The 22178-nt window shown below is 69.3% G+C and carries 11 protein-coding genes; 7 read left to right on the forward strand and 4 right to left on the reverse strand.

Translation table 11 applies throughout. The features are described 5' to 3' along the window. The first annotated feature begins 297 nt into the window (after positions 1 to 297). From IEW24_RS06055 to IEW24_RS06070, 4 genes are read left to right on the forward strand one after another with little or no spacing between them, the layout of a single operon-like run. Complete coding sequence (locus IEW24_RS06055; protein WP_188576343.1) at positions 298 to 2169, forward strand: non-ribosomal peptide synthetase; 1872 nt, start codon at positions 298 to 300, stop codon at positions 2167 to 2169. Then, positions 2166 to 10169, forward strand: coding sequence for a hybrid non-ribosomal peptide synthetase/type I polyketide synthase (locus IEW24_RS06060; protein WP_188576344.1), 8004 nt, complete (start codon positions 2166 to 2168; stop codon positions 10167 to 10169). Before IEW24_RS06055 ends, IEW24_RS06060 begins: the two co-directional genes overlap by 4 nt. Then, positions 10166 to 12718 (forward strand): condensation domain-containing protein, encoded by a 2553-nt coding sequence (locus IEW24_RS06065; RefSeq protein ID WP_188576345.1) that lies wholly within the window; start codon positions 10166 to 10168, stop codon positions 12716 to 12718. The genes IEW24_RS06060 and IEW24_RS06065 overlap by 4 nt, the downstream gene beginning before the upstream one ends. A 6-nt stretch (positions 12719 to 12724) precedes the next feature. Next, on the forward strand, positions 12725 to 13822 hold the full coding sequence (locus IEW24_RS06070) for an alpha/beta hydrolase (RefSeq protein ID WP_188576348.1): 1098 nt from the start codon (positions 12725 to 12727) through the stop codon (positions 13820 to 13822). Here the strand turns inward: IEW24_RS06070 and IEW24_RS06075 are convergent. From IEW24_RS06075 to IEW24_RS06085, 3 genes are all read right to left on the reverse strand, one after another. Further along, on the reverse strand, positions 13806 to 14207 hold the full coding sequence (locus tag IEW24_RS06075) for a VanZ family protein (protein ID WP_188576350.1): 402 nt from the start codon (positions 14205 to 14207) through the stop codon (positions 13806 to 13808). The genes IEW24_RS06070 and IEW24_RS06075 overlap by 17 nt on opposite strands. A gap of 119 nt (positions 14208 to 14326) precedes the next feature. Continuing rightward, on the reverse strand, positions 14327 to 15385 hold the full coding sequence (locus tag IEW24_RS06080) for a helix-turn-helix transcriptional regulator (protein WP_188576352.1): 1059 nt from the start codon (positions 15383 to 15385) through the stop codon (positions 14327 to 14329). Positions 15386 to 15659: 274 nt separating this feature from the next. Further along, on the reverse strand, positions 15660 to 17267 hold the full coding sequence (locus IEW24_RS06085) for a GMC oxidoreductase (protein WP_188576354.1): 1608 nt from the start codon (positions 17265 to 17267) through the stop codon (positions 15660 to 15662). Between the two features lie 314 nt (positions 17268 to 17581). On the opposite strand from IEW24_RS06085, the gene IEW24_RS06090 reads away from it, so the two are divergent. The 3 genes from IEW24_RS06090 to IEW24_RS06100 all read left to right on the forward strand — a co-directional run bounded on the left by IEW24_RS06090 (position 17582) and on the right by IEW24_RS06100 (position 21166). Further along, the gene (locus IEW24_RS06090) at positions 17582 to 18730 is read left to right on the forward strand and encodes a DegT/DnrJ/EryC1/StrS family aminotransferase (protein WP_188576356.1); all 1149 of its coding nucleotides are present in this window, start codon (positions 17582 to 17584) and stop codon (positions 18728 to 18730) included. Between the two features lie 38 nt (positions 18731 to 18768). Further along, positions 18769 to 19596, forward strand: a complete 828-nt coding sequence (locus tag IEW24_RS06095) for a glycosyltransferase family 25 protein (protein ID WP_244644178.1) — start codon at positions 18769 to 18771, stop codon at positions 19594 to 19596. 88 nt (positions 19597 to 19684) lie between these two features. Beyond that, positions 19685 to 21166, forward strand: a complete 1482-nt coding sequence (locus tag IEW24_RS06100; protein WP_244644179.1) for an oligosaccharide flippase family protein — start codon at positions 19685 to 19687, stop codon at positions 21164 to 21166. A gap of 10 nt (positions 21167 to 21176) precedes the next feature. Here the strand turns inward: IEW24_RS06100 and IEW24_RS06105 are convergent, their stop codons facing one another. After that, complete coding sequence (locus IEW24_RS06105) at positions 21177 to 22079, reverse strand: LysR family transcriptional regulator (protein WP_188576360.1); 903 nt, start codon at positions 22077 to 22079, stop codon at positions 21177 to 21179. Between the last annotated feature and the right edge of the window lie 99 nt (positions 22080 to 22178).

Genomic DNA, 22178 nt, shown 5'->3' on the forward strand with positions numbered 1-22178 from the left:
ACATGCTCCATCAAGTGGTTGGAGCGTTGCAGCGTTTCCTTGAGACACGGGCGCACTCAGGGGCTGGGAGCGCCGGTCCCGCACGCAAGGCCGGCCCGCACCGTCTCCAAATGGGGGACTGTCGCCGTCTCACGACCGGATCTGCCCCGAAAGGCGATAGGGCCTTAGCCGTTTGCACCGCCCCCCGGCCGCCCAGCCACTGCATGATTGCGGTCGATCGGGGGCGCAGCGTCTGGTTGAGCGCCGGCCCGCGACCATTCTTCCCGCACACATTCATCCCGTCGCATTGGGGGCGCCATGTCCAGACAGCTTCGCTCCGTGACCGTCCATGGCGCCTTTTCCTGGCAGGCCTGGGCCACGCCGTCGGCGACCGCCATCCTCGATCGGGGGACGGCCTTCACGTATGAGGACATGGATCGCAGGTCCAACAAGCTGGCCCGTTATCTCCAGTCGCGCGGCGTGCATGGCGGCTCGCGCGTGGCGCTGGTGGATGACCGCTCGGTCAACATGATCATCGCCATGCTGGCGGTGCTGAAGGCCGGCGCCTGCTTCGTGCCGCTCGATCCCGCCTCGCCCTGCGCGCGGCTGGAAAGCATGCTGCGGGATGCGGCCCCGGTGCTGGTTCTGGGCCGGGTGGCGCTGGCGGGCGAGCTGCCGCCGGGCCGCAGCGAGCCCTTCCTCAACCTCGATGCGGCGGTGGCCTGCGCGGAACTGCAGGCCGACCATCCCCTGCCGGAGCGCAGCCGGCCGGAAGATCCGGCCTATGTGATGTACACCTCCGGCTCCACGGGGCAGCCGAAAGGCGTCGTGGTGCCCCATCGCGCCATCGTGCGGCTGGTGTCGGACCAGACCTATGCCCGCTTCGCGCCCGACGAGGTGTTCCTGCATCTGGCGCCGCTGGCCTTCGATGCCTCGACCTTCGAGATCTGGGGCGCGCTGCTGAATGGCGCGTCGCTGGCCGTGGTGCCCCAGCCCCAGCCCTCGGTGGACGAGATCGTGGACGCCATCGCGCGCTTTGGCGCCACCACCGCCTGGTTCACGGCGGGGCTGTTCCATCTGCTGGTGGACCATCGCCTGGAGGGGCTGCGGCCCCTGCGTCAGATCCTGGCCGGCGGCGACGTGATCTCGCCCGCCCATGTGCGCCGGGCGCGCGCTGCGCTGCCGCACTGCCGTTTCATCAATGGCTATGGCCCCACCGAGAACACCACCTTCTCCTGCTGCCACGACATCCGGCCCGAGGATGAGGACGGCCCCCTGCCGGTGGGGCGCGCCATCACGCACAGCACGGCCACGGTGCGCGACGAGGCGCTGCGGCCGGTGGCGGATGGCGAGGTCGGCCAGCTGTGCGTGGGCGGGGAGGGGCTGGCCATCGGCTATCTCAACGATCCGGCCCTGACGGCGTCTCGCTTCGTCGCCGCGCCGGACACCGGGGCGCGGATCTACCTCACCGGCGATCAGGCCCGCCGCCGCCCCGATGGCACCATCGAGTTCCTCGGCCGCATGGACGGGCAGGTGAAGATCGACGGCAAGCGCGTCGAGCTGTCCGAGATCGAGATCGCGCTGCGCGCGGAGCCGGGGGTGGTGGATGCGGCGGTGGTGGCCTGCGAGGTCCATCGCGGCGTCCGCCAGCTGGTGGCCTTCCTGATCGCGCGGCCGGGCCTCGATGCGGGCGCGCTGCATGTGGCCCTGAGCGGGCGCCTGCGTGAGCAGCTTCCCGGCTACATGGTGCCGTCCGCCTTTCATTTCGTTTCGGTCTTGCCCCTCACGCCCAATGGCAAGATCGACCGCCGGGCGCTCGACCGGCTGGCACGTGACCGCCAGCCCGTCGAGCCCCGGAAGGGGCCCCCGCTCGATGAGGGGGAGGAGGAGGTGGCGCGCATCTGGAGCGCGGTGCTCAAGCGGGATTTCATTCCGCGCGACGCCAACTTCTTCGATCTCGGCGGCACCTCCCTGCTGCTCATGGAGGTGCATGCGCGCCTGAAGGCGGCGGACCTCACCGACGCGCCGTTGCTGGCGCTGTTCGCGCATCCCACCATCGCGCGCTTCGCCCGCCACCTGCGCGGCGAGGCGGAGGAGGGGCTCACGTCCGCCTGCCGGGCCCCGGCCGAGGATGCCCGCCGTGCCGCCCTTCAGCGCATGAAAACCCGCAGCCTGGAGCAGATCCCATGAACGTGCATCCCGCGCCGCCGGCACCGCCCCCCGGTGAGGACCTGCGCGCGCTCCTGGATCTGGGCGCGGTGGCCATCGTCGGCGTGGCCGGCCGCTTTCCCGGCGCCGGCTCGGTGGCGGGGTTCTGGGAGAACCTGCGGCGCGGTGCCGACTGCATCTCGCATTTCGATCCCGCCGCGCTGGATGACAGCTTTGGCGGCGAGGTGCGCGGCGACCGCGATTATGTGCCCGCCCGTCCCGTGCTGCCGGATGTGGAGCGCTTCGACGCGCCCTTCTTCGGCATGCATGCGCGCGAGACGGCGCTGACCGATCCGCAGCATCGCCTGCTGCTCGAATGCGCCTGGGAGGGGCTGGAGGATGCCGGCCACGATCCGGCGGCCTTCGCGGGGGCCATCGGCGTGTTCGCCGGCTGTTCCATGAACACCTATTTCCTGCGCCACGTCTGCCGCGACCGGCAGCTGATCGAGGATTTCACCAACGCCTTTCAGGTCGGCGAATATCCGCTTCTGGTGGGGGCGGGGCATGATTTCCTCGCCACCCGCATCGCCTACAAGCTCGATCTGCATGGACCGGCGGTGACGGTGGCGAGCGCCTGCTCCACCTCGCTTCTGGCGGTGGCGCAGGCGGCCCAGAGCCTGCAAACCTATCAATGCGACATGGCGCTGGCGGGCGGGGCCTCCATCTCTTTCCCGCAGCATCGCGGCTATCTGCATCAGGCCGGCGGCATGGTCTCGCCGGACGGGCGCTGCCGCCCCTTCGATGCGGCGGCGGGCGGCACGGTGTTCGGCAGTGGCGTCGGCCTCGTGGTGCTGCGCCGGCTGGAGGATGCGCTGGCCGATGGCGACCAGATCTATGCGGTGATCCGGGGCTATGCGGTCAACAATGACGGCTCCGGCAAGGTGGGCTTCACCTCGCCCAGCGTGGATTGGCAGGCCCGCGTCATCGCGAGCGCCCACCGGCAGGCGGACATCACGGCGGACAGCATCGGCTATGTGGAGGCGCACGGCACCGCCACGCCGCTGGGCGATCCCATCGAGTTCGCGGGGCTGAGCAAGGCGTTCCGGGCGACCACGCAGCGCACGGGCTTCTGCGCGCTGGGCTCCGCCAAGGGCAATGTGGGCCATCTGGATGCGGCGGCGGGCGTCATCGGCCTCATCAAGAGCGCGCTGGTGCTGCGCCATGGCGAAATTCCGCCCCTGCCGCATTTCGAGACGCCCAATCCGGCCATCGATCTGGCCGCGAGCCCCTTCCACATCAATCGCGAGCTGCTGGCCTGGCCGCGTGGTGCGAGCCCGCGCCGCACGGGCACCAGCGCCTTCGGCGTCGGCGGCACCAATGTGCATGTGGTGCTGGAAGAGGCGCCCGAGGCTGCCCCGCGCCGGACCGAGCCCGAGACACGACCCTTCCTCTTTCCGCTCTCCGCGCGCAGCGATGCGGCGCTGGCGGCGGCGCGCGGCGCACTGGCCGACCATGTGGAGCGCCACCCCGATCTGCCGCTGGCCGATGTGGCGCACACGCTGCAAGTGGGCCGCCGCAGCTTCGACCAGCGCTGCGCGGTGGCCGCCCGCACCGCTGATGAACTGATCAGCAAGCTGCGCGCGACCGCCGCCGCCGTGAAGGCGGACGGAACGCGGCCGGTGGTGTTCCTGTTTCCGGGGCAGGGCGCGCAGGCGCTGAACATGGGCCGGGGCCTCTATGACAGCGAGCCGCTGTTTCGCGATCTCGTGGACCGGGGCGCGGCGGCCATTGCCGAGGTGACGGGCACGGACATCCGCGAGCTGCTGTTCGCCGAGACGGAGCCCGAGGGCGAGAATCCGCTGGACCAGACGGTGCACACGCAGCCCGCACTGTTCCTGATCGAATATGCCACCGCGCGGCTGCTCATGAGCTGGGGCATTCACCCCGATGCCATGGCCGGCCACAGCCTGGGCGAACTGGTGGCGGCGACCCTTTCGGGTGTGTTCGGCTTCGAGGATGCGGCGCGGGCGGTGGCCGAGCGCGGGCGGCTCATGTATGCGCAGCCGCGCGGCGTCATGCTGGCCGTGCGTATGGCGGCGGATGAGCTGGCGCCGCTGCTGCCGGCGGGCGTCGATGTGGCGGCGATCAACAGCCCGCGCAACTGCGTGGTGTCGGGGGCATGGCCGGCCATGGCCGGGCTGGAGGCGCTGCTGACCGCGCGGGGCATCGCCTGCCAGCCGCTCAGGACCACCCATGCCTTCCATTCGGTGATGATGGAGCCCGTAGTGGAGCCGCTGGTGGCGCGCTTCGCGCAGCTGGCCTGCGGGCAGCCCCGCACGCCCTATATCTCCTGCGTCAGCGGTGGCTGGGCGAGCGATGCTGATGCCACCGACCCGGCCTATTGGGGCCGCCAGTGCCGGGCGCCGGTGGCTTTCGTGACCGCGCTGGAAACGCTGGCGACGCTCGATCGGCCGATCCTCGTGGAGGTGGGGCCGGGGCAGACGCTCACCACCTTCGCCCGCCGGGTGCTGCGCAAGGAGCAGTATGCCGCCGCCCTCACCACGCTGGAGGCGCCGGGCGATGACCTGCTCGGCCTGCAGGAGACGGCGGGCGCGCTGTGGACGCTCGGCGTCGTGCCCGACTGGGCGGTGCTGACCGGACCGGGCCGCAGCCGCATGTCGCTGCCGACCTATCCGTTCCAGCGCGAGCGGCACTGGATCGAGCCGCCGCCCCCTGCGGCCATGGCCCCCGCGCCGGTTCCGCCGCCTGCCTTTCATCCTTCGCCCTTACCGATTGTCGAGACGGAAATCATGGGAACAGCACATATTTCGAGCCCCGCTGAGACCTCCGGCCAGACCGCGGGGCACACGGCCATCGCGACCCAGGTTGCGGCCATTCTTGAGGATCTGTCCGGCGAGAGCCTTGGCGCGGGCGACATGGCGACGCCCTTTCTGGAACTTGGCTTCGACAGCCTGTTTCTGGCGCAGGTGGCCACCAAGGTGCAGCAGGTCTTCAAGCTGCCGCTGACCTTCCGCCAGCTGATGGGCGACCTCTCGTCCGTGGATGCCCTCAGCGCCCATCTGGCTGTTCATGCGCAGGTGCTTCCCGCGCCAGCGGCGCCCGTGGCGCCTGTGACACCTGTGACACCTGTGGCCGCGATGCCGGCGCCGGTGGTGCCGATGGCCTTCGCCCCGGCGCCGATCCCGGCGGGTGGGAGCGGTGACATCCAGAGCGTGCTGCGCATGCAGCTGGATGTCATGCAGCAGGTGATCAACCAGCAGATGGTGCTGTTGCAGGGCGGGCAGCCGGTCGCGGTGCCGTCTTTCCCGCTGGCGCCCCAGCCGGCCCAGCCCGCAGCGCCCGCGCCCGTGGCGGCGCCCGCGCCAGCCCCCACACCGGCGAAGGCCGAAGCCGAGATCCCGGCCGATACCGGCGGGCGGTTTCAGGTCTATCGCGGCTCCAAGGGGCCGGCGGGTGCCATCACCGACGCACAGAGCGCCTTCATCGCCGATCTCGGCGCCCGCATGAACGCGCGGGGCAAGGGCTCGAAGGACTATACGCAGGCCCATCGCCCCGTGCTGGCCGATCCCCGCGCGGCGGCCGGCTTCCGGAGCGAATGGAAGGATCTCGTCTTTCCCGTGGTCTGCGCCCGCGCCAAGGGACCGCGCATCTGGGATGTGGACGGCAACGCCTATATCGACCTCGTGAACGGCTACGGCCAGACCGCCTTCGGCCATTCGCCCGATTTCGTGGTGGAGGCCGTGGCGGCGCAGCTGTCGGAGGGCTTCGCCATCGGCCCGCAATCGCCGCTGGCCGGCGAGGTGGCGGCGCTGATCGCTGAGCTGACGGGCAATGAGCGCGTCACCTTCTGCAACACTGGCTCCGAGGCGGTGATGGCGGCCATGCGCGTGGCCCGCACCGTCACCGGCCGCGAGCGCGTGGTGCTGTTCGGCGGCGGCTATCACGGCCAGTTCGACGAGGTGCTGGTGAAGGGCGGTGGCCGCTCCGGCACGCCGATCGCGCTGCCGGTGGCGCCGGGCATTCCGCGCGGCTCCGTGGGCAACATGATCGTGCTGCCCTTCGGCACGCAGGAAAGCCTCGACTGGGTGAAGGCCAATGCGGATACGCTGGCGGCGGTGATCACCGAGCCGGTGCAGAGCCGCCATCCCGGCCTCGTGCCCGTGGATTTCCTGCGCGAATTGCGCGCGGTCACGGAGCGCTCGGGCACCGCCTTCGTCATGGACGAGGTGGTAACGGGCTTCCGCACCCATCCCGGCGGCATGCAGGCGGTGCTGGGCATCCGCGCGGATCTGGCCACCTACGGCAAGGTGGTGGGCGGCGGCCTGCCCATCGGCGTGCTGGCGGGCACCGCGCGCTTCATGGATGCGCTGGACGGCGGCCAGTGGCGCTATGGCGATGAGAGCGTACCGGAAGTGGCGCCCACCTTCTTCGCCGGCACCTTCGTGCGCCATCCTTTGGTGCTGGCGGCGGCCCGCGCCGTGCTGACCCATCTGAAGGACGCCGGCCCCGGACTGCAAAGCGGCCTTGCCGCGCGCACGGCGGCGCTGGTCAGCGGCATCAACGGCCATCTGGAGCGGCGGGGCATCGCCACCCGCGCGGAGACCTATTCGAGCTGGTTCTATGTGAACTTCAGCGAGGAGGACCGGCTGGGCGGCCTGTTCTTCCATCAGGCGCGCTCCCTGGGCCTCAACATTCAGGAGGGTTTTCCGGCCTTCCTCACCACCACCCACGGCGCGCAGGAGATGGCGGAGATCGACCGTATCGTGGGCGAGAGCCTCGATGCGTTGCAGGCCGCCGGCATCCTGCCCGGCACGGGGGATGCGCGTGCTGCGGCTTCCGCCAGGCAACCGTTGCCCGCGCAGATCGCGCCCACCGAGCCGCAGCGGGAAATCTGGCTGGCGGCGCAGGGCGGGGACGAGATGTCCTGCGCCTTCAACGAGAGCGTCAGCGTCCGCTTCGACGCCCCCGTGGATGCCGACCGGCTGGAGCGCGCCCTGCGTGCGGTGGTGGCACGGCATGAGGTTCTGCGCGGCCGCTTCGACCGCAGCGGGGCGGTCTTCGAGATCGACCCCGATGTCCCGCTCTATCTGGCTCGTGTGGATCTCAGCGGTGCCGGCGATCCCGAGGCCGGACTGGCGGATCTTCTGGCCGATGATGCGGCCACCCCGTTCGATCTCATCAACGGGCCGCTGGTGCGGGCGAGCCATGTGGTGCTGGCGGGCGGCACAAGTGTGCTGGTGCTCACCGCCCATCACATCGTCTGCGACGGCTGGTCCATGAACATCCTGTTGCAGGAACTCTCGCAGCTCCATGACGCGGACGGCGCCCCGACAGAGCTGCCGGACGCCCTGCCGTTCCGCCGCTATGCGCTCGATCAGGCAGCCTCCGGCGCCGCCTCCACCGAAAGCGAGCGCTACTGGCTGGCGCAATATGCCGAGCTGCCCCCGGAGGCGGACCTGCCCTCCGATCGTCCACGACCGGCCACCAAGTCCTTTCGCGGCGACACCTGCACGGGGGCCATCGACGCCGACCTCTACCGGGCGGTGAAGAAGGCCGGCGGCCGGGCCGGGGCGACGCTGTTCTCCACGCTGGCGAGCGCGTTCCAGATCGTGCTGTGGCGGCTGACGGGGCAGACCGATCAGGTGCTCGCCATCCCCACCGCCGGCCAGAGCCGGGTGGAGGGCGAGGCGCCGCTGGTGGGCCACTGCGTCAACTTCCTGCCCCTGCGCACCCGCATCGACCCCGATGCCCCGGCGGCCCAGATGCTGAAGTCCGTGCAGAAGGCGATGATGGATCTGAACGACCATCCGCATTTCACCTTCGGCACGCTGGTGAGGAAGCTCAATATTCCGCGCAATCCCTCCCGCCTGCCGCTCACCCAGGTGCAGTTCAACCTGGAGCGGCTCGGCAGCGCGCTGCCGTTCGGCACCGCCACCGGCACGGTCGCGGCCAATGCCAAGGCCTTCACCAATTTCGATCTGTTCCTCAACGTGATCGAGAGCGAGGCCGGCCTGCGGCTGGAGTGCGACTACAACACCGATCTGTTCGGGCGCGAGACCGTCGCCCGCTGGCTGACCCATTTCGAGGAGGTGCTGCGCTCTGTGGTGGCGGATGCGGAGCGGCCGGTGCGCGCGCTGCCGGTGCTTGCCGCGGCGGAGCTGGACGTCGTGGCGCACCAGCTCAACGACACGGCGCGGGGCGGGCTCGATCTGCGGCCCTTGCCGGAGCTGGTGCGCGAGCAGGCGCAGTTCCGCCCGCTGAACATCGCCGTGCGCTGGCGGGACCGCGCGCTCAGCTATGGCGAGCTGGATGCGGCCTCCGATGCGCTGGCCCATCGGCTGCGCGCGAGCGTGCCCACGCCGGGCGGGCGGGTGGCGATCCTGGCCGCGCGTTCACCGGAACTGGTGGTGGGGCTGCTCGCCATCATGAAGGCGGGACATGCCTTCGTCCCGCTCGATCCCGACCATCCCGACACGCGCCTGCGCCTCGTCATCGAGGGTGCGCGCCTCGATGCCATGCTGGGCGACGACATCCGCGCGGCGCTGCTGGCGCCCGCGCTGCCCTATATCGATCTCGACGCCACACCGGAGCCGGAGGACACGCACGCCCCGCTGCCCCTCGGGCAGGCGGACGACAGCGCCTATGTGATCTTCACCTCCGGTTCCACGGGCAAGCCCAAGGGGGTCGAGATCAGCCATGCCGCGGTGGCCAATCTGCTCTGGTCCATGGCGGAACGGCCCGGGTTCTCGGCCGGCGACACGCTGCTGGCTGTCACCACCATCACCTTCGACATTGCGGTGCTGGAGCTGTTCCTGCCGCTCATCACCGGCGGCACGGTGATCGTGGCCGACCGGGAGGACGTGCAGGGCGGCTTCGGCCTCGCGGCCTCCATCGCCCGGCTGCGCCCGACGCATATTCAGGCCACGCCCTCGCTCTGGCGCATGCTGCTGGAGGCCGGCTTTGCGCCCTATGCGGGCTTGCGGATGCTGTGCGGCGGCGAGCCGCTGCCGCGCGACCTTGCCTCCGCGCTGGCCGGCGGGGAGGGGGAATTGTGGAACGTCTACGGCCCCACGGAGACCACCATCTGGTCGAGCGCGGGCCGGGTGCTGCCCGATGAGGCGGTGATCACCATCGGCGAGCCGGTGCTCAACACCAGCCTCCACGTGCTCGACGACAGCGGTCGGATCGCCTTGCCGGGGGTGGCGGGGGAACTGGTCATCGGTGGCCTCGGGCTGGCGAAGGGCTATTTCGACCGTCCGGACCTGACCGCCGCGGCCTTCCGCGAGGGGGCGCCGGACGGCGGCGAACCCGTGCTTCTCTATCACACCGGCGATCTCGCCCGGCGCCTGCCCGATGGACGCATCCAGCATCTGGGCCGGCGCGATCTCCAGATCAAGCTGCGCGGGCATCGCATCGAACTGGAGGACATCGAGTGCGCGGCCCGCACGCGGCCGGACATTGCGGACGCCGCCGTCACCCTCGCGGGGGCGGACGCCGATGCCCGGCTGGTGGGCTATTATGTGGTGCAGGCGGGTGCCGGCGTTAGCGCGGAGGCGGTGCAGGCCCATGTGCGCGCCCAGCTGCCGCCTTATATGGTGCCGGCGCTGTGGATCCAGCTCGACGCCTTGCCGCGCACCGCCAACGGCAAGCTGGACCGCAAGGCCCTGCCGGCGCCGGAACTGGCGCGGGTGGCGCCCGAGCATGTGCCGGTGCGCCCACGCACGGAAACCGAAGGCGCGCTGGCGGGCATATGGGCCGATGTGTTGCGGATCCCGGACGTCAGCGTGGAGGACGATCTGTTCGCGCTCGGAGCCGACTCCCTGCACGTCTTCCGCATCGCCGCCCGCATGCTGGAGCGCGGCTTCGGCCTCGATGCCCGCCACCTCATGCAGCACCCCACCATCGCGCAGCTGGCGCGCCTTGTGGAGGAGAGGGGAGAAAGCGGGGAGGCGGCGCCCGCCGTGCCGTCCCTGCGCGCCTTCCGCCGCGACGCGGCCGGCCAGACGGGAGCGGGCCGATGAGCGGCGGCATGGCGAGCGAGGCCCCGGCGAGCGAGGCCCCGGTGGCGGGAGCCGAGAGCGGGGCGGGGCTGCTGTTTCCCTGCTCCTCCTCGCAGGAGCGCTGCTGGTTCGTGGATGCCATGGACCGGTGCAGCCCGGCGCTGAACGTGGCGCTGCGCTGGCAGCTCAGCGGGCCCATCGACGAACAGGTGGTCGAGCGGGCGTTCAATACCATCGTGGAGCGGCACGAGGTGCTGCGCACGCGCTTTGTGGAGCGCGACGGCGTGCCCATGCAGGAGGTGGCGCCCCAGCTGCGCCTCAAGCTGGCGGTGCTGGATCTGCGCCATCTGGCCGAGGAAACGCGCGCGACCGAGGCCCGCAAGCTGGCGGAACGGGAGGCGCACGAGCCGTTCGACATCCACGAACTGCCGCTGGTGCGCATCACCTTGCTGCGGCTGTCCGCGGAGACCGCCAACATCCTGCTCACCGTGCACCAGATCGTCTTCGACGGCTGGTCGATCCGGATCATCGCCAGCGAGTTCGGCGAGATCGCGGGCGCCTATGGCCTCGGGCGTCCCCACGCCTTGCCGGAGGTGCCGGTGCAATATGGCGACTATGCCCGCTGGCAGAAGGCGCTGCTGGCCAGCGCGGCGGCCGCCAACGAGCGCTACTGGTACGATCAGCTGGCCCATGCGCCCTATCTGGAAGTGCCGGGCGATTTCGCCAAGCCGGCACGCCCGAGCCATCGCGGCATCATCCTGGCGGAGATGCTGCCGCCGGAGATCGGGGGGCGGATGGAGGAGGAGGCGCGCCTGCGCGGCGTGACGCCCTTCGTGCTCGGTTGCGCCGCCACGGTGGCGGTGATCAAGCGCATCACCGGCCGCACCGACATCATTCTCGGCACCCAGATCGCCGGGCGCGACGACCGCGATCTTGAGCCGCTGATCGGCGTGTTCATCAACAATCTGGTGCTGCGGGTGGACACCCGCCATGCCCATGCCTTCACCGAGCTGCTCGGCCGCACCGGCGACACGGTGCGCGAGGCGCTGATGCACCAGCAGATGCCGTTCCACCGTCTGGTGGAGCTGATCAATCCGCCGCGCGATGCGGCCCGCACGCCGCTGATCTCGGTGAACTTCACCTTGCTCAAGGAAGTGCAGGAATACAGGCAATACGGCCGCTTCGTGCTGCAGGGCCTGCCCTCGGTCTCCGCCGGATCGCTCTATGACCTGAACTTCTTCGTGGTCAAATGGCAGGATGGCTGGCGCATGGCCATGGAGTACAATCCCGACCTGTTCCACGAGACCACGGCGAGGGCCTTCCATCGGCTCTGGCGCAGCACCATGGAGCGGGCCATCACCGAGCCGGATTTCGCGCTGGAGACGCTGGTGCCGCCCGCTCGCACCCCGGCCGTGACGGCCGGTGCCGCCCCGTCGGTGGCGGCGGCCGAGGGGCAGCCGCCCTCCGCCCGGCTGCTGGCGACGGAAGAGGCGCTGGCGGAGATCTGGCGCCCGCTGCTGGGGGTGGAAGAGGTGGGGCCGGCCTCCAACTTCTTCGAGCTGGGCGGGCATTCCATGCTGGCGGTGCGTCTGCTGGCGCGCATCGAAGCGCGCTTCGGCCGCAGGATCGACCCCCTGACCCTGTTCGAGGCACCGACCCTGCGCCAGCTGGCCCGCCTGCTGGCGGACGACGAGGGGGGGGAGGCGGAGGACTGGAACATCGTTCCCATCCAGCCGGGGGGTGACGAAATTCCCATCTTCGCCATCAACAATACGCTCGCCTATTACAATGTCGCCCGCGCCATCGGCGCCGGACGGCCGTTCTTCGGTGTGCAGCTGTTCAATCCGAACGCGCCGCAGGAGCTGGAGGACCGGCGGCTGGAGGATGTGGCGGCCGATTATGTGCGCCTGATCCGCAGCGTGCGCCCCAACGGCCCCTATATCCTTGCCGGCCTGTGCGTGGCCGGGGCCATCGCCTACGAGGCCGCGTGCCAGCTGGAGGCAGCGGGCGAAGAGGTGCCGCTGGTGGTGCTCGCCGACACCTGGCTGCCGGGCTATCTGGAGGCTTTGCCGGACAAGGACCGCTCGCAGTTCCGCTGGGCCTATCGCCGGCACGTGGCGCGCCATCACCGCGCGGAACTCGCCGCCGGCCGCAGCTCACTGCCCGACGTGCTGGCCACCTACCGCATCGTGCGCAATTCCGGCCTGCTGCGCCTTGCCGCCACGCTGGGGCTGATCGAGAAGCGCCCCTATGCGAAGGAGGACTGGAGCAATCGCTGGTTCCTGCCCATGCTGGAGCGGGCCCGCAACGCCTATCGGGCGCGGCCCTTCAGCGGGCGGGTGGTGCTGCTGCGCAGTGACGAGATGATCACCTCCGGCCTCGGCGAACGCATCGACGACCAGATGGGCTGGCGCCCGCTGCTTGTCGCGCCCGCCGCCTCTTATGCGGTGCCGGGCTGGCATGCGGACATGTTCCAGGGCGAGGGCGCGCAGGTCATCGCCGAGCGGCTGCGGCCCTTCCTCGCGGCGCTGGAGGCGAACGGAAGAGCGCAGGCGACCGCGGCGGAATAGGGCGCCATGGCCGGCCTCTTCTCCGCATGCTGGAAGGCCCGTCGCGGCCTGCTGGGGCTGGCCTGCGCCGGGGCCATCCTCTGGCTGGGCGCGAGCCTCGCGCCTGCGGCCGGCAGTGGCGCATCTTCGCTGGCGGCGGGCCTCGGCACATTCGCGGGCGCGCTGCTCTCCCGCGCCCGGGCGGGGGCGGCGGACGCGACGGCGGCGCGCCACGTGGTGGTTCTGGAAGGGCCTGCGGGCAGCCAGCGCATCACCGCCGAGCTGTGGTCCCCACCGCCCGGGTCCTCGACCGGCAAGGTGCTGCTCTATACGCCCGGCTCCGGCCAGCCGCGCACCGACAATGCGCACACCGCCGCAGCTCTGGCCGGGATGGGGTTCACGGTGGCGGCGCTGGACGACGTGGAGACGGCGCCGGAAACCCGCGCCGCCACGACGCCCCTGCAATTCGATTTCTCGTCCGGGGCGGCCTATGAACTCACCCTGCGGGATGCCGACATCAAGGTGGCGGCGCAGGCGGCACGGCTGCCAGCGGCGCTGGACCGGCTCACCGCTCTTGCGGCAGGCGAGCGGCCCCCGGATTGGCTCGCCGGGCTGGATCTCGGGCGTGTGGGGGCCTTCGGCTGGTCGCTGGGCGGATCGACGGCGGCGGACGCCAGCATCACCGACCGCCGCATCCGCGCGGTGGCCAATCTGGACGGCTGGCTGTTCGGGGCCGCGGCCCAAGGCGGTGTGCGCGTGCCCTATCTGCTGGTGCTGAGCGACTATCCCTTTCCCAATGACGCCGATCTGGCAGCGGAGGATGCCTCGCGCCGCTATCAGTCCCGGCTCACCCGCCGCGATCTGGAGGAGGAGCGCCGGCTGATTGCCCGGCCCGGCAGCGCCGGCTATCGGCTGGTGGGGGGCGTGCACGAGAACCTGTCGGATCTGGCGCTGGGCTTCGGCTTCTGGCGCACCTGGCGGCGGCTCGATCCGCTCAAGGGCAAGCAGGAGGTGGACGCCTGCCTCGCCGGCTTCTTCCGCTTTCATCTGGACGCGGCAGGGGCGGGCGCGCCGCCGCCGTGCGCCTCCCCTCACATGGAGCGCCTGCTCACTCTCGGCTGGTAGCCGCGCGCGCGCCTTCGTGCGGCGGCGCCCGGCGTGACATCCAGCGGAACAGAATGTGGGCGAGGAGCACGCCCAGTGCCGCGCCGATGGCTTTGAGCCAAAAGTCCTCGATCCGTCCGTGGCGGCTGTGCGTCAGGGTCTGCATGGCTTCGAGCAGGGCGCAGCCGATGAGGACGAGCAGGAAGACGCGCAGGGGGCGCCGGGGCGCCAGGAGGCCGGACAGCAGCCCCAGAAGCGCGAACGCAGCCGGGCGTTCAAGGCCGAGCGACAGCACGATCTGCTCCCGCGCCTCGATGGGGCCGAGGGTGAAGAAGACGATGAGGCCGGCGGTGAGCAGTGCCGCGATGCGCAGGGCCCGTTGCGGCCCGGAATCCTCGAGTTTCATGCAGGGGTGGTCCGGCTCCAGAGCATGTCCGGCTTTGATTGCTTCGCAATCCAGGCGACAAGACATTCTCTATCGATGGGTTGGAGTGTTTCTGTGTTTCCATGAAACACGGAAGCGCTCTAGGGATAGAATTTCGACAGCCGGGCCACCAGCGCGGAGATTTCCGACTGGCGCCGCAGGTTCAGCTTGTTGGCGATGGACTTGATCTGCGCGCGCGTGGTGCCGTCGGAGGTCTGGCGCGCGGCGGCGATCTCCCGCGTGTCGAGCCCCTGCGCAAGCAGGATCGCAACCTCCGCCTCCGCCGAGGATAGCGACAACAGCCGTTGTATGGCGGCCGCCGGCGGATCTGGTACGGCGTTCAGGTCCTCGACGGTGATGATGCCCACCGCGAGATTGAAGATATCGGGCAGCGGGCCGCCGAGCCGCTGCATGCGCAGGGCCAGAGGGCGCTTGTGCAGCCGCGTGACGAGCACGGGATCCGACAGCCCGGTCTGCAGAACCGGGGTCGCGTCCAGAAGCGTGCGGATCTTCTTCTGGATCATGGCGGTTTCCGTCGCATGGAGCGACGCCAGCTCCCCGCCCTTGATCCGCAGGTCAGTGCCGAGAAACCGTTCGGCCGCCGCGTTCACCCGCGTGATGGCGCCGCGCCGATCAAAGAACAGGCAGGCCGTGCCGGACAGCTCCATGGCATGGCTGATGCCGTCGGCCCGGCTGTTGGAGAGCGAGCGCATGATTTCGGTGGCGAGCATGTAGCGCTCGCGCATGCCGGCCAGCACCTGTGCTTCGGCGGGGCTGAAGGGCTCGGCCCGCGCGTCGAGCTGGAAGGTGAAGCAGGTGAAATCGCTCTCGGGCCGAAACCCGACCAGCGCGCTGTGCCGGAAGCCGACCTTGTTCAGGAACTGGTAGAAGCCGGACTTGTTGAGATCATCCGACGTCGCATAATCCTGTTCAATGGCAACGCCCGCCCGGCGCAGCTGGGGCAAGGCGCGGTGCCGGTAGTCGCTCTTGTCCCAGCCCTCGCGGAAATAGATCTCCAGCCCCTCGCCCATACTTTCGGTGGCCAGCAGCCCCGAGCTGCGGGAGGTGACGGGAACGATCATGACGCCACGGGCATGGCTGGCCTGCGCGATGCGTTCCAGAACGGCCGGCCATTCGGAGGGCAGGAGAGCCGCGGTCATCAACTGATCGAAGGCTTTATCCAGCTGCCCAACATCGAACCGCATGGGTGGCACCGAAAGGAATGAGATGATGAAATTGAATAGACTGGTATTTAGGTCTTCCTTTCATCAATATTCATGGGAGATTGTGGCGCATCTGTGTTTAAGAGCGGCAGTGCACGCGGCCCGGAGCCTTGTATCCTAAGGGTTCCGGGGGTGTTTCGTGCACCGCTTGTCGTATGCTCATCTTATAGTCACTCACCCTGTCGGCGCGTATCGCGCGGGCGGATGCCGGTCAGCAGGTCAGCCCGAAATGCCGCTGCTTGATCAGGTCCGCAAGCCGGAGCGCCATCGCCACGATCATCAGGGTCGGATTGGCATGGGAGGCGGTGGGAAAGACCGAGCTGCCGGTGATGTAGAGGCCGCGCGCCTCATGCAGGCGGCAATCGGCATCGACGACGCCCGTCTTCGGATCATGCGACATCCGGGTCGTTCCCGTGGGATGGGCAGCGTCCGTGAAGACGGCGTCCTGCGGCCGGTCCCGTGCGATCCACTCCTGCAACGCGGGCGGCTTCAGGCCGAGCCGTGCGAACTCGCGCGCGAAAGTTCTGGCCAGCGTGGCGACGGAGCGCTTCTCCAGCTCCGACACCTTCCAGAAAATGCGCGGCAGGGGCTGCCCCAGCTCATCCGTCTTCTCCGACAGCGTGAGGCGGCTGTCGGGATCGGGCACCTGTTCCACAAGGCAATCGACCACCAGCCGGTCGAGCTTGTGCGACACGTTGCGGCCGTTCACCTGCCGCTGGTAAAGGCCTTCCAGCAGCCGGCCGGGACTGGACATGGCGCGCATCATATCCTTCGCGCGGTTTTCGGACTGGCCCGAGCGCAGGCGGTTGATGGCGTCCCACGGATCATCGGCGGATCGGTCTTCCGAGAGATAGGCGGCGCAGTTGAGCATCTGCTCCTTGCGTTGCAGCTCCGGGCTGAGCCGGACGCCGGGGGCGTAGAAGCTCGCCTTGCCCGCCTGCCGGAACTGGTAGAGGCCGAGCCGTGTCTGGATGGCCTCCACGGCAGGTCCCGTGAATTCGCCCACCGTGGTCCGGGGATGGTCCATCAGATAGCGGCCCACCAGGTCGTTGCCATTGCCGAGCCCGGCCGGTCGCTGCCGGTTGGACAGGAGCAGGAGCCGGGTATTCTCGATGCCGCCCGCCGCCAGAACGGCGATCTTCGGCCTGAGGCGGCAGACGTGGCCGGGCGCCGAGGCGAGTTCCAGAGACGTGATCCGGCCACTCTCGTCTGTGTCGATATGGGTGACGGTGGCGTTGGTGAGAACGCGCACATTGTCCGCGCGCAGGCCGAGGAACTGAGGCCCGAAACGCAGGAATTCCGCCGGCTGGCCGGGATCGCGCGAGAACTGCCAGAAGCACGGCTCCAGCAGATCGGGCGCGGGCGCGATGCCGGGCTCCCCGTGGCCGAGCAAGGGCCAGAGCCGGCCGTCATAGATGTTGGGCCCGAGATGCATGGCTTCCGCCGCCCGCTCCTCATAGGGCGCGAGGTCCTCCTTCGAGATCGGCCAGCCGGAATGGGGCACCCATGAGCGGGGTTCGAAGTCGATGGCGTCGAAGGTGCGGCAGCGGCCGCTCCAGGTCTGCGAGCTGCCGCCGACGCAGCGATTGCGCACCCGGCGCGGGTTCATGAAGCGGGGCGCTCCGGCATTCTCGAACGTCTCGGAGGGGGCCACCTCCGGCGCCTCGCCCACCCCGCCGCTCTCCAGCAGCACCACGCGCACATCGGTGCCGAAGAAGGCCCGCGCGATCGACAGTCCCGCCGGCCCGGTGCCCACGATGGCAAGGTCCGCCTCGAGCGTGGTGCCGGCCGCCAGCCGGCGCATGTCTTCCATGAGCATGAATTGCGATCCCCCGTCGCTGTGATGCTTTGCGCTGCGACCGTAGCTGACGTTGCGTCAGTGAAAAGGGGCGCGGGGGTAGGCCTTAAACGTCCATTCTGGGGGAGGCGGGGCACGCAAAGGGGGAGGGCTAACCCTTATGGCGATGGGACAAGACCTTTGCCCGAGGGGGGAAGTCTCTTTTGCGGCTTGTTGCGGCGCTTCATCCCGCACCAGATGAAGACGGCACCTGCCTGCCGGCGCGGTCCTTTGCCTGCCGGAAAAGCCCGTGCTTCGAGGCGATGCCGGCCACTGGCCCAGAGGGAGAGAATGCGATGCCGCGCGTGGGGGTGAGGGAAATCGTTGCCGTCAATCAGGTGCTCATCAAAGGCCAGCTGCTGCGCTATCGCGGCGGCGAGAACGGCTTCACGACGCGGTTCGAGAAGGAGCTGAGTGCCAAGATCGGCGTGCGGCACAGCCTGACGGTGAACAGCGGCACAAGCGCGCTCATCGCGGCGCTGGTGGGGGCGGGGATCGGGCCGGGCGACGAGGTGCTGGTCCCGGCCTACACCTGGGTCGCCACCGCCGCCGCCGTGCTGGCGGCGGGCGCCGTGCCGGTGCTGGTGGAGATCGACGAGACGCTGATGATGGACCCGCAGGACATCGAGCGGAAGATCACGCCTTACACCAGGGCCATCCTGCCGGTGCACATGCTCAACCTCGTCTGCGACATGGACGCCATCAGCGCCATCGCGAAGAAGCACAATCTGCTGCTGATCGAGGATGCCTGCCAGGGCGTGGGCCTGAGCTACAAGGGGCGGCGGGTCGGCTCCATCGGCGATGTGGGCGCCTTCAGCTTCAACCAGTACAAGAACCTCAATTCCGGCGAGGGCGGCGCGGTGGTGACGAGCGACGACCGCATCTTCTCCCGCGCGCTCATGTATCACGACGTGGGCAGCTATACGCGCAACCACGAACTGAACAGCAACGAGCCCTATTTCGCGGGCGTGAACTTTCGCGTGTCCGAAGTGACGGGGGCCATTCTGCATGCGCAGTTGCCGCGCCTGGATCCGTGGGTCCGGCGCATGAAGAAGCGCCGAAAGATCATGGCCGACGTGCTCTCGCGCTCCAAGGCCTTCCGGGTGTCGCCCCACAATGATCCGGAGGACGGCGCCGGGCTCACCATCGTCTTCGATCGCGCGGCGGAGGCCAAGAGCTTCGCCAGCAAGCGGCGCGGTGTCGAGCGGCTGATCGATACGGGCCGCCATGTCTATACCAACTGGATTCCGGTGATGACCCGCCGCACCCATAACGACCGGCTGAACCCCTATGACTGGGCGCAGCGCGAGATCGAGTATTCGGAGGATACCTGCCCGCGCAGCCTGGATATTCTCGCCCGCACCTGCCGTGTCTCGCTGGGCCCGCAGTTTCCGGAGATCGCCAGCTATGCCTTCGCCAGGATGCTGGTCAGGGGAACAGCCTGATCGCCGGTGGACCCGTGGAGCTGTCGAGAGGATTGCGCATGAATGTCCATATGGGCGCGAGCCCCGCCGAGGTGAAGGCGGCCCGGGTGACGGCATCGGTCATCAGCCTGCCGTCCGCCATCGCCCGCCGGCAGATGATGTCGCAGATGCTGGCGGGAGAGGGCCTGCCATGGTCCTATTTCGACGCCCACACCTCGCTGGCGTGCGAGGACCTTACCTATGACGAGGGCCGGGCGCGCACGCGCCTCGGCCGGCCGCTCACCCGCTCCGAAATCGCCGTCTATTCCAGCCACTATGTGGTGTGGAAAGCCTTTCTGGAGGAGGGCGATAGCGACTATCTGCTGGTGCTGGAAGACGACGTGCTGCTGGATGTGGACTTCCCCGTCGCCGAGTTCGCCGAATTCTGCGGCCGGCGCGGCATCGATTATGTGCGCCTGTTCGGCAAGCACTATGCGCCGGCGGTCCGCATCGGCTTCTTCTACGACCGCTCGCTGGTGCGCTTCTCCACCTCGCCGGCGGGCACGCAGGCCTACATCCTCTCCCGCGCCGGGGCGAAGCGGCTGACGGAATGCTGCCGCATGGTGGACACCACCATCGATCTGGTGATGGACCGCTTCTGGGACACGGGCATGCCGCTCTATTCCATCTTTCCCTATCCGGCCATCGAGCGTTACACGCCGACCTCGATCCCGATCCCCGCCGGCCACGCCGGGGTCTCGACGCGCGCGGAGCGGTGGGCGTGGAAGGCAAACAGGATCGCCGGCAAGCTCAGGAAGATCTGGGCCAACCGGCGCCTCAAGCCCGTCGATGACCGGATGCGGGCGCAGATGCCGGTGTTCGCGCAGATCCATGAACTGAAGCGGTAAGGCGGTTGCCGGCCGGCACCCTCTTTCGGTGGTGCCCTTACGCCATTTGGCGGTGTGTCCAGCGTCCATGAGGAGAGGCGGAACAAGAATGGCCATCAAGCGCGCGCTTTTCCTCAGCACGGGGGATCGCTATTTCGCCCTCGCGTGCAATTTCGCCACCGTCGCCGCCATGTCCCGCCTGCTCACGCCGGAGGAGATCGGCATATCGGTGATCGGCATGGCGGTGGTGGGCATCGCGCTGGCGGCGCGGGAGTTCGTCAGCACCAGCTTTCTCATCCAGCGCCAGCACCTCAGCCGCGAGGATGTGCGCGCCACCTTCACCGCCATGCTGGTGGTCACGGCGATCATCGGTTCCGCGCTGGCATTCGCCGCCCCGGCGCTGGCGGAGCTTTATGGCGAGCCGAACCTGACGCCCTATCTGCATGTGACCGCCGCGTGCCTGTTCGTGGATCTGGCGGGCATCCAGATCGGCGCGCTGCTGCGCCGGGAGATGGCCTTCGGCAAGGTGGCGGCGGTCAATGCGTCGGGGGTCGCGGTGGGCGCGGTGGCCACCGTCTGGCTGGCCTGGGCGGGCTTCAGCTACATGAGCTTCGCCTGGGGGTGGCTGGCGACCAGCGTGGTCACGGCAGTCGTGGCGCTCTGGCTCCAGCCGCACTTCTGGATGTTCGTGCCGTCCTTCCGCCACTGGCGGGAGCTGGCGGAATTCGGCGGCTACAATTGCGCCATCGGCTTCCTGAACAAGGCCAATGAGCAGTTGCCTTTCCTCCTGCTCGGCCGGTTCCTGTCGCCGCAGGCCGCAGCCTTGTTCAACCGCGGCATGATGGTGTGCCAGATCCCCGACAAGGTGGTGCTGGGCGGCGCCATATCGGTGGTGCTGCCGGCCTTCGCCGCGCAGGTGCGGCAGGGCGGCGACCTGAAGCAACCCTATCTGCGCAGCCTGGAGATGATCACCGCCTTTCACTGGCCGGCGCTCCTGGTGCTGGCGGTGCTGGCCTATCCGCTGGTTGATCTGCTGCTCGGCAGCCAGTGGGACGACGCGGCCCCGCTGGTGCAGATCATCGCGCTCGCCTCGCTCTGCGCCTTCAGTTTCGAGCTGAACTATCCGGTGATGGTGGCGGTGGGCTCCATCCGCACCATGTTCGTGCGCACCCTGATCGTGGTTCCGGTGTCGGCGGCGCTCATGACCGTGGGCGTGCTCACGGGCGGCCTGCATGGCGCCGCGCTGAGCACACTGCTGATCATGCCGTTCAAGGCTCTGGTGACGATGGGTTTCGTGCGGCACCGCCTCGGGCTGACATGGCTGGATCTGGCGGCTGCGGTGCGCAAGAGCGCCGTTCTCGCCGGCATGGCGGCGGCAGGCCCGCTGGCGGCGGTCGCGCTCGCCGGCTTCACCTTCGATCTGTCGCTGGGGCAGGCGGTGATCGCGATTGTCGTGGCGGCCTGCGGCTGGATCGCCGGACTGCTGCTGGTGCGCCATCCGCTGCTCGGCGAACTGGCCGGCATCTCGTCCGCCATCCGCCGGCGGATGGGGCCGCGCATGGGGGCAGCGGCCGCGCTCTCCAAGGATTGAGGTTGCGCCCTCACGCCTCCAGCTTGTGCAGGGCGCCGCGCAGCAGGCGCTCGAACTCGCGGGTGGCGCGGGTCAGCGTGCGGCCTTCGGCGGCGATCAGGTCGAGGCGGCGCTCGCTCAGCATGTCGTCGGTGATGGGCAGCAGGCGCACATGCCCGGCATCGCGTTCCGCCAGCCCCGAGATGTGGGCGAGGATGGCGATGCCCAGCGTCCGCTGCGCCAGTGACAGGCGCAGCGCCACGCTGTCGCTCTCCAGCGCGATCGGCCGCAGCGGCGTGTTGGCCCGGCGCGCGGCCTCCTCGATGATCAGCCGCGTGGGCGAGCCCTTGGGCGGCAGGATGGCCGGGAAGCGGGCCACGTCGTCCATGGTCACGCTGGCCGCGTCAGCGAGCGGATGGCGGGGGCTCACCAGCGCCACCAGCGGCTGGCGGGAGGAGGAGCGCAGCACGAGGCCCGCCTCGCGCGGCGTGTTGTAGGCGATGCCCAGCTCCGCGATGCCTTCCTGCACCAGCGTCGTCACCTGCGGCGTGTTGCCCACGCGTACGTCGAAGGAGATGTCCGGATAGGATTTCTGGAAGCGCACGATGCAGTCCGGCAGCATCACATGGGCGAAGGGCTCGATGGCGGCGAGGCGGATCTGCCCCGCGCGCAGGCCCTCGATGGCCGACACCTCGTCGCGGGCGCTGCGCACCTGATCCAGCGTCAGGCGGGCATGGCGCAGCACGATGCGCCCGGCCGGCGTCGGCTCCACGCCGCGCGGAAGGCGAGAGAGCAGGGGCGCACCGAACTCCCGCTCCAGCGCCAGCACCTGCCGGCTCAGCGCGGACTGGGCGATGTGCAGATTGTCCGCCGCCTCGCGGATCGAGCCCGCCTCCACGATGGCGATGAAATTCTGCAAGGCGTTCAGGTTCATGGGGCCTTTCCGGGGCTTCCAGAGTTAAGTTAGTGATGCCGATCCGGCATCACTAAAGCCCATTCAATGTCATTGTTCGCTCATTGGGAAGCTGTCCTA

The organism is Azorhizobium oxalatiphilum (assembly GCF_014635325.1).
GTDB classification, from domain to species: Bacteria; Pseudomonadota; Alphaproteobacteria; order Rhizobiales; family Xanthobacteraceae; genus Azorhizobium; species Azorhizobium oxalatiphilum.

Bases quoted from the DNA above. Each gene is read 5' to 3' on its own strand.
- IEW24_RS06055 (WP_188576343.1), top strand. From the start codon at position 298: ATGTCCAGACAGCTTCGCTCCGTGACCGTCCATGGCGCCTTTTCCTGG.
- IEW24_RS06100 (WP_244644179.1), top strand. From the start codon at position 19,685: ATGGCCATCAAGCGCGCGCTTTTCCTCAGCACGGGGGATCGCTATTTC.
- IEW24_RS06095 (WP_244644178.1), top strand. From the start codon at position 18,769: ATGAATGTCCATATGGGCGCGAGCCCCGCCGAGGTGAAGGCGGCCCGG.
- IEW24_RS06070 (WP_188576348.1), top strand. From the start codon at position 12,725: ATGGCCGGCCTCTTCTCCGCATGCTGGAAGGCCCGTCGCGGCCTGCTG.
- IEW24_RS06075 (WP_188576350.1), bottom strand. From the start codon at position 14,207: ATGAAACTCGAGGATTCCGGGCCGCAACGGGCCCTGCGCATCGCGGCA.
- IEW24_RS06090 (WP_188576356.1), top strand. From the start codon at position 17,582: ATGCCGCGCGTGGGGGTGAGGGAAATCGTTGCCGTCAATCAGGTGCTC.
- IEW24_RS06080 (WP_188576352.1), bottom strand. From the start codon at position 15,385: ATGACCGCGGCTCTCCTGCCCTCCGAATGGCCGGCCGTTCTGGAACGC.
- IEW24_RS06085 (WP_188576354.1), bottom strand. From the start codon at position 17,267: ATGCTCATGGAAGACATGCGCCGGCTGGCGGCCGGCACCACGCTCGAG.
- IEW24_RS06105 (WP_188576360.1), bottom strand. From the start codon at position 22,079: ATGAACCTGAACGCCTTGCAGAATTTCATCGCCATCGTGGAGGCGGGC.
- IEW24_RS06065 (WP_188576345.1), top strand. From the start codon at position 10,166: ATGAGCGGCGGCATGGCGAGCGAGGCCCCGGCGAGCGAGGCCCCGGTG.
- IEW24_RS06060 (WP_188576344.1), top strand. From the start codon at position 2,166: ATGAACGTGCATCCCGCGCCGCCGGCACCGCCCCCCGGTGAGGACCTG.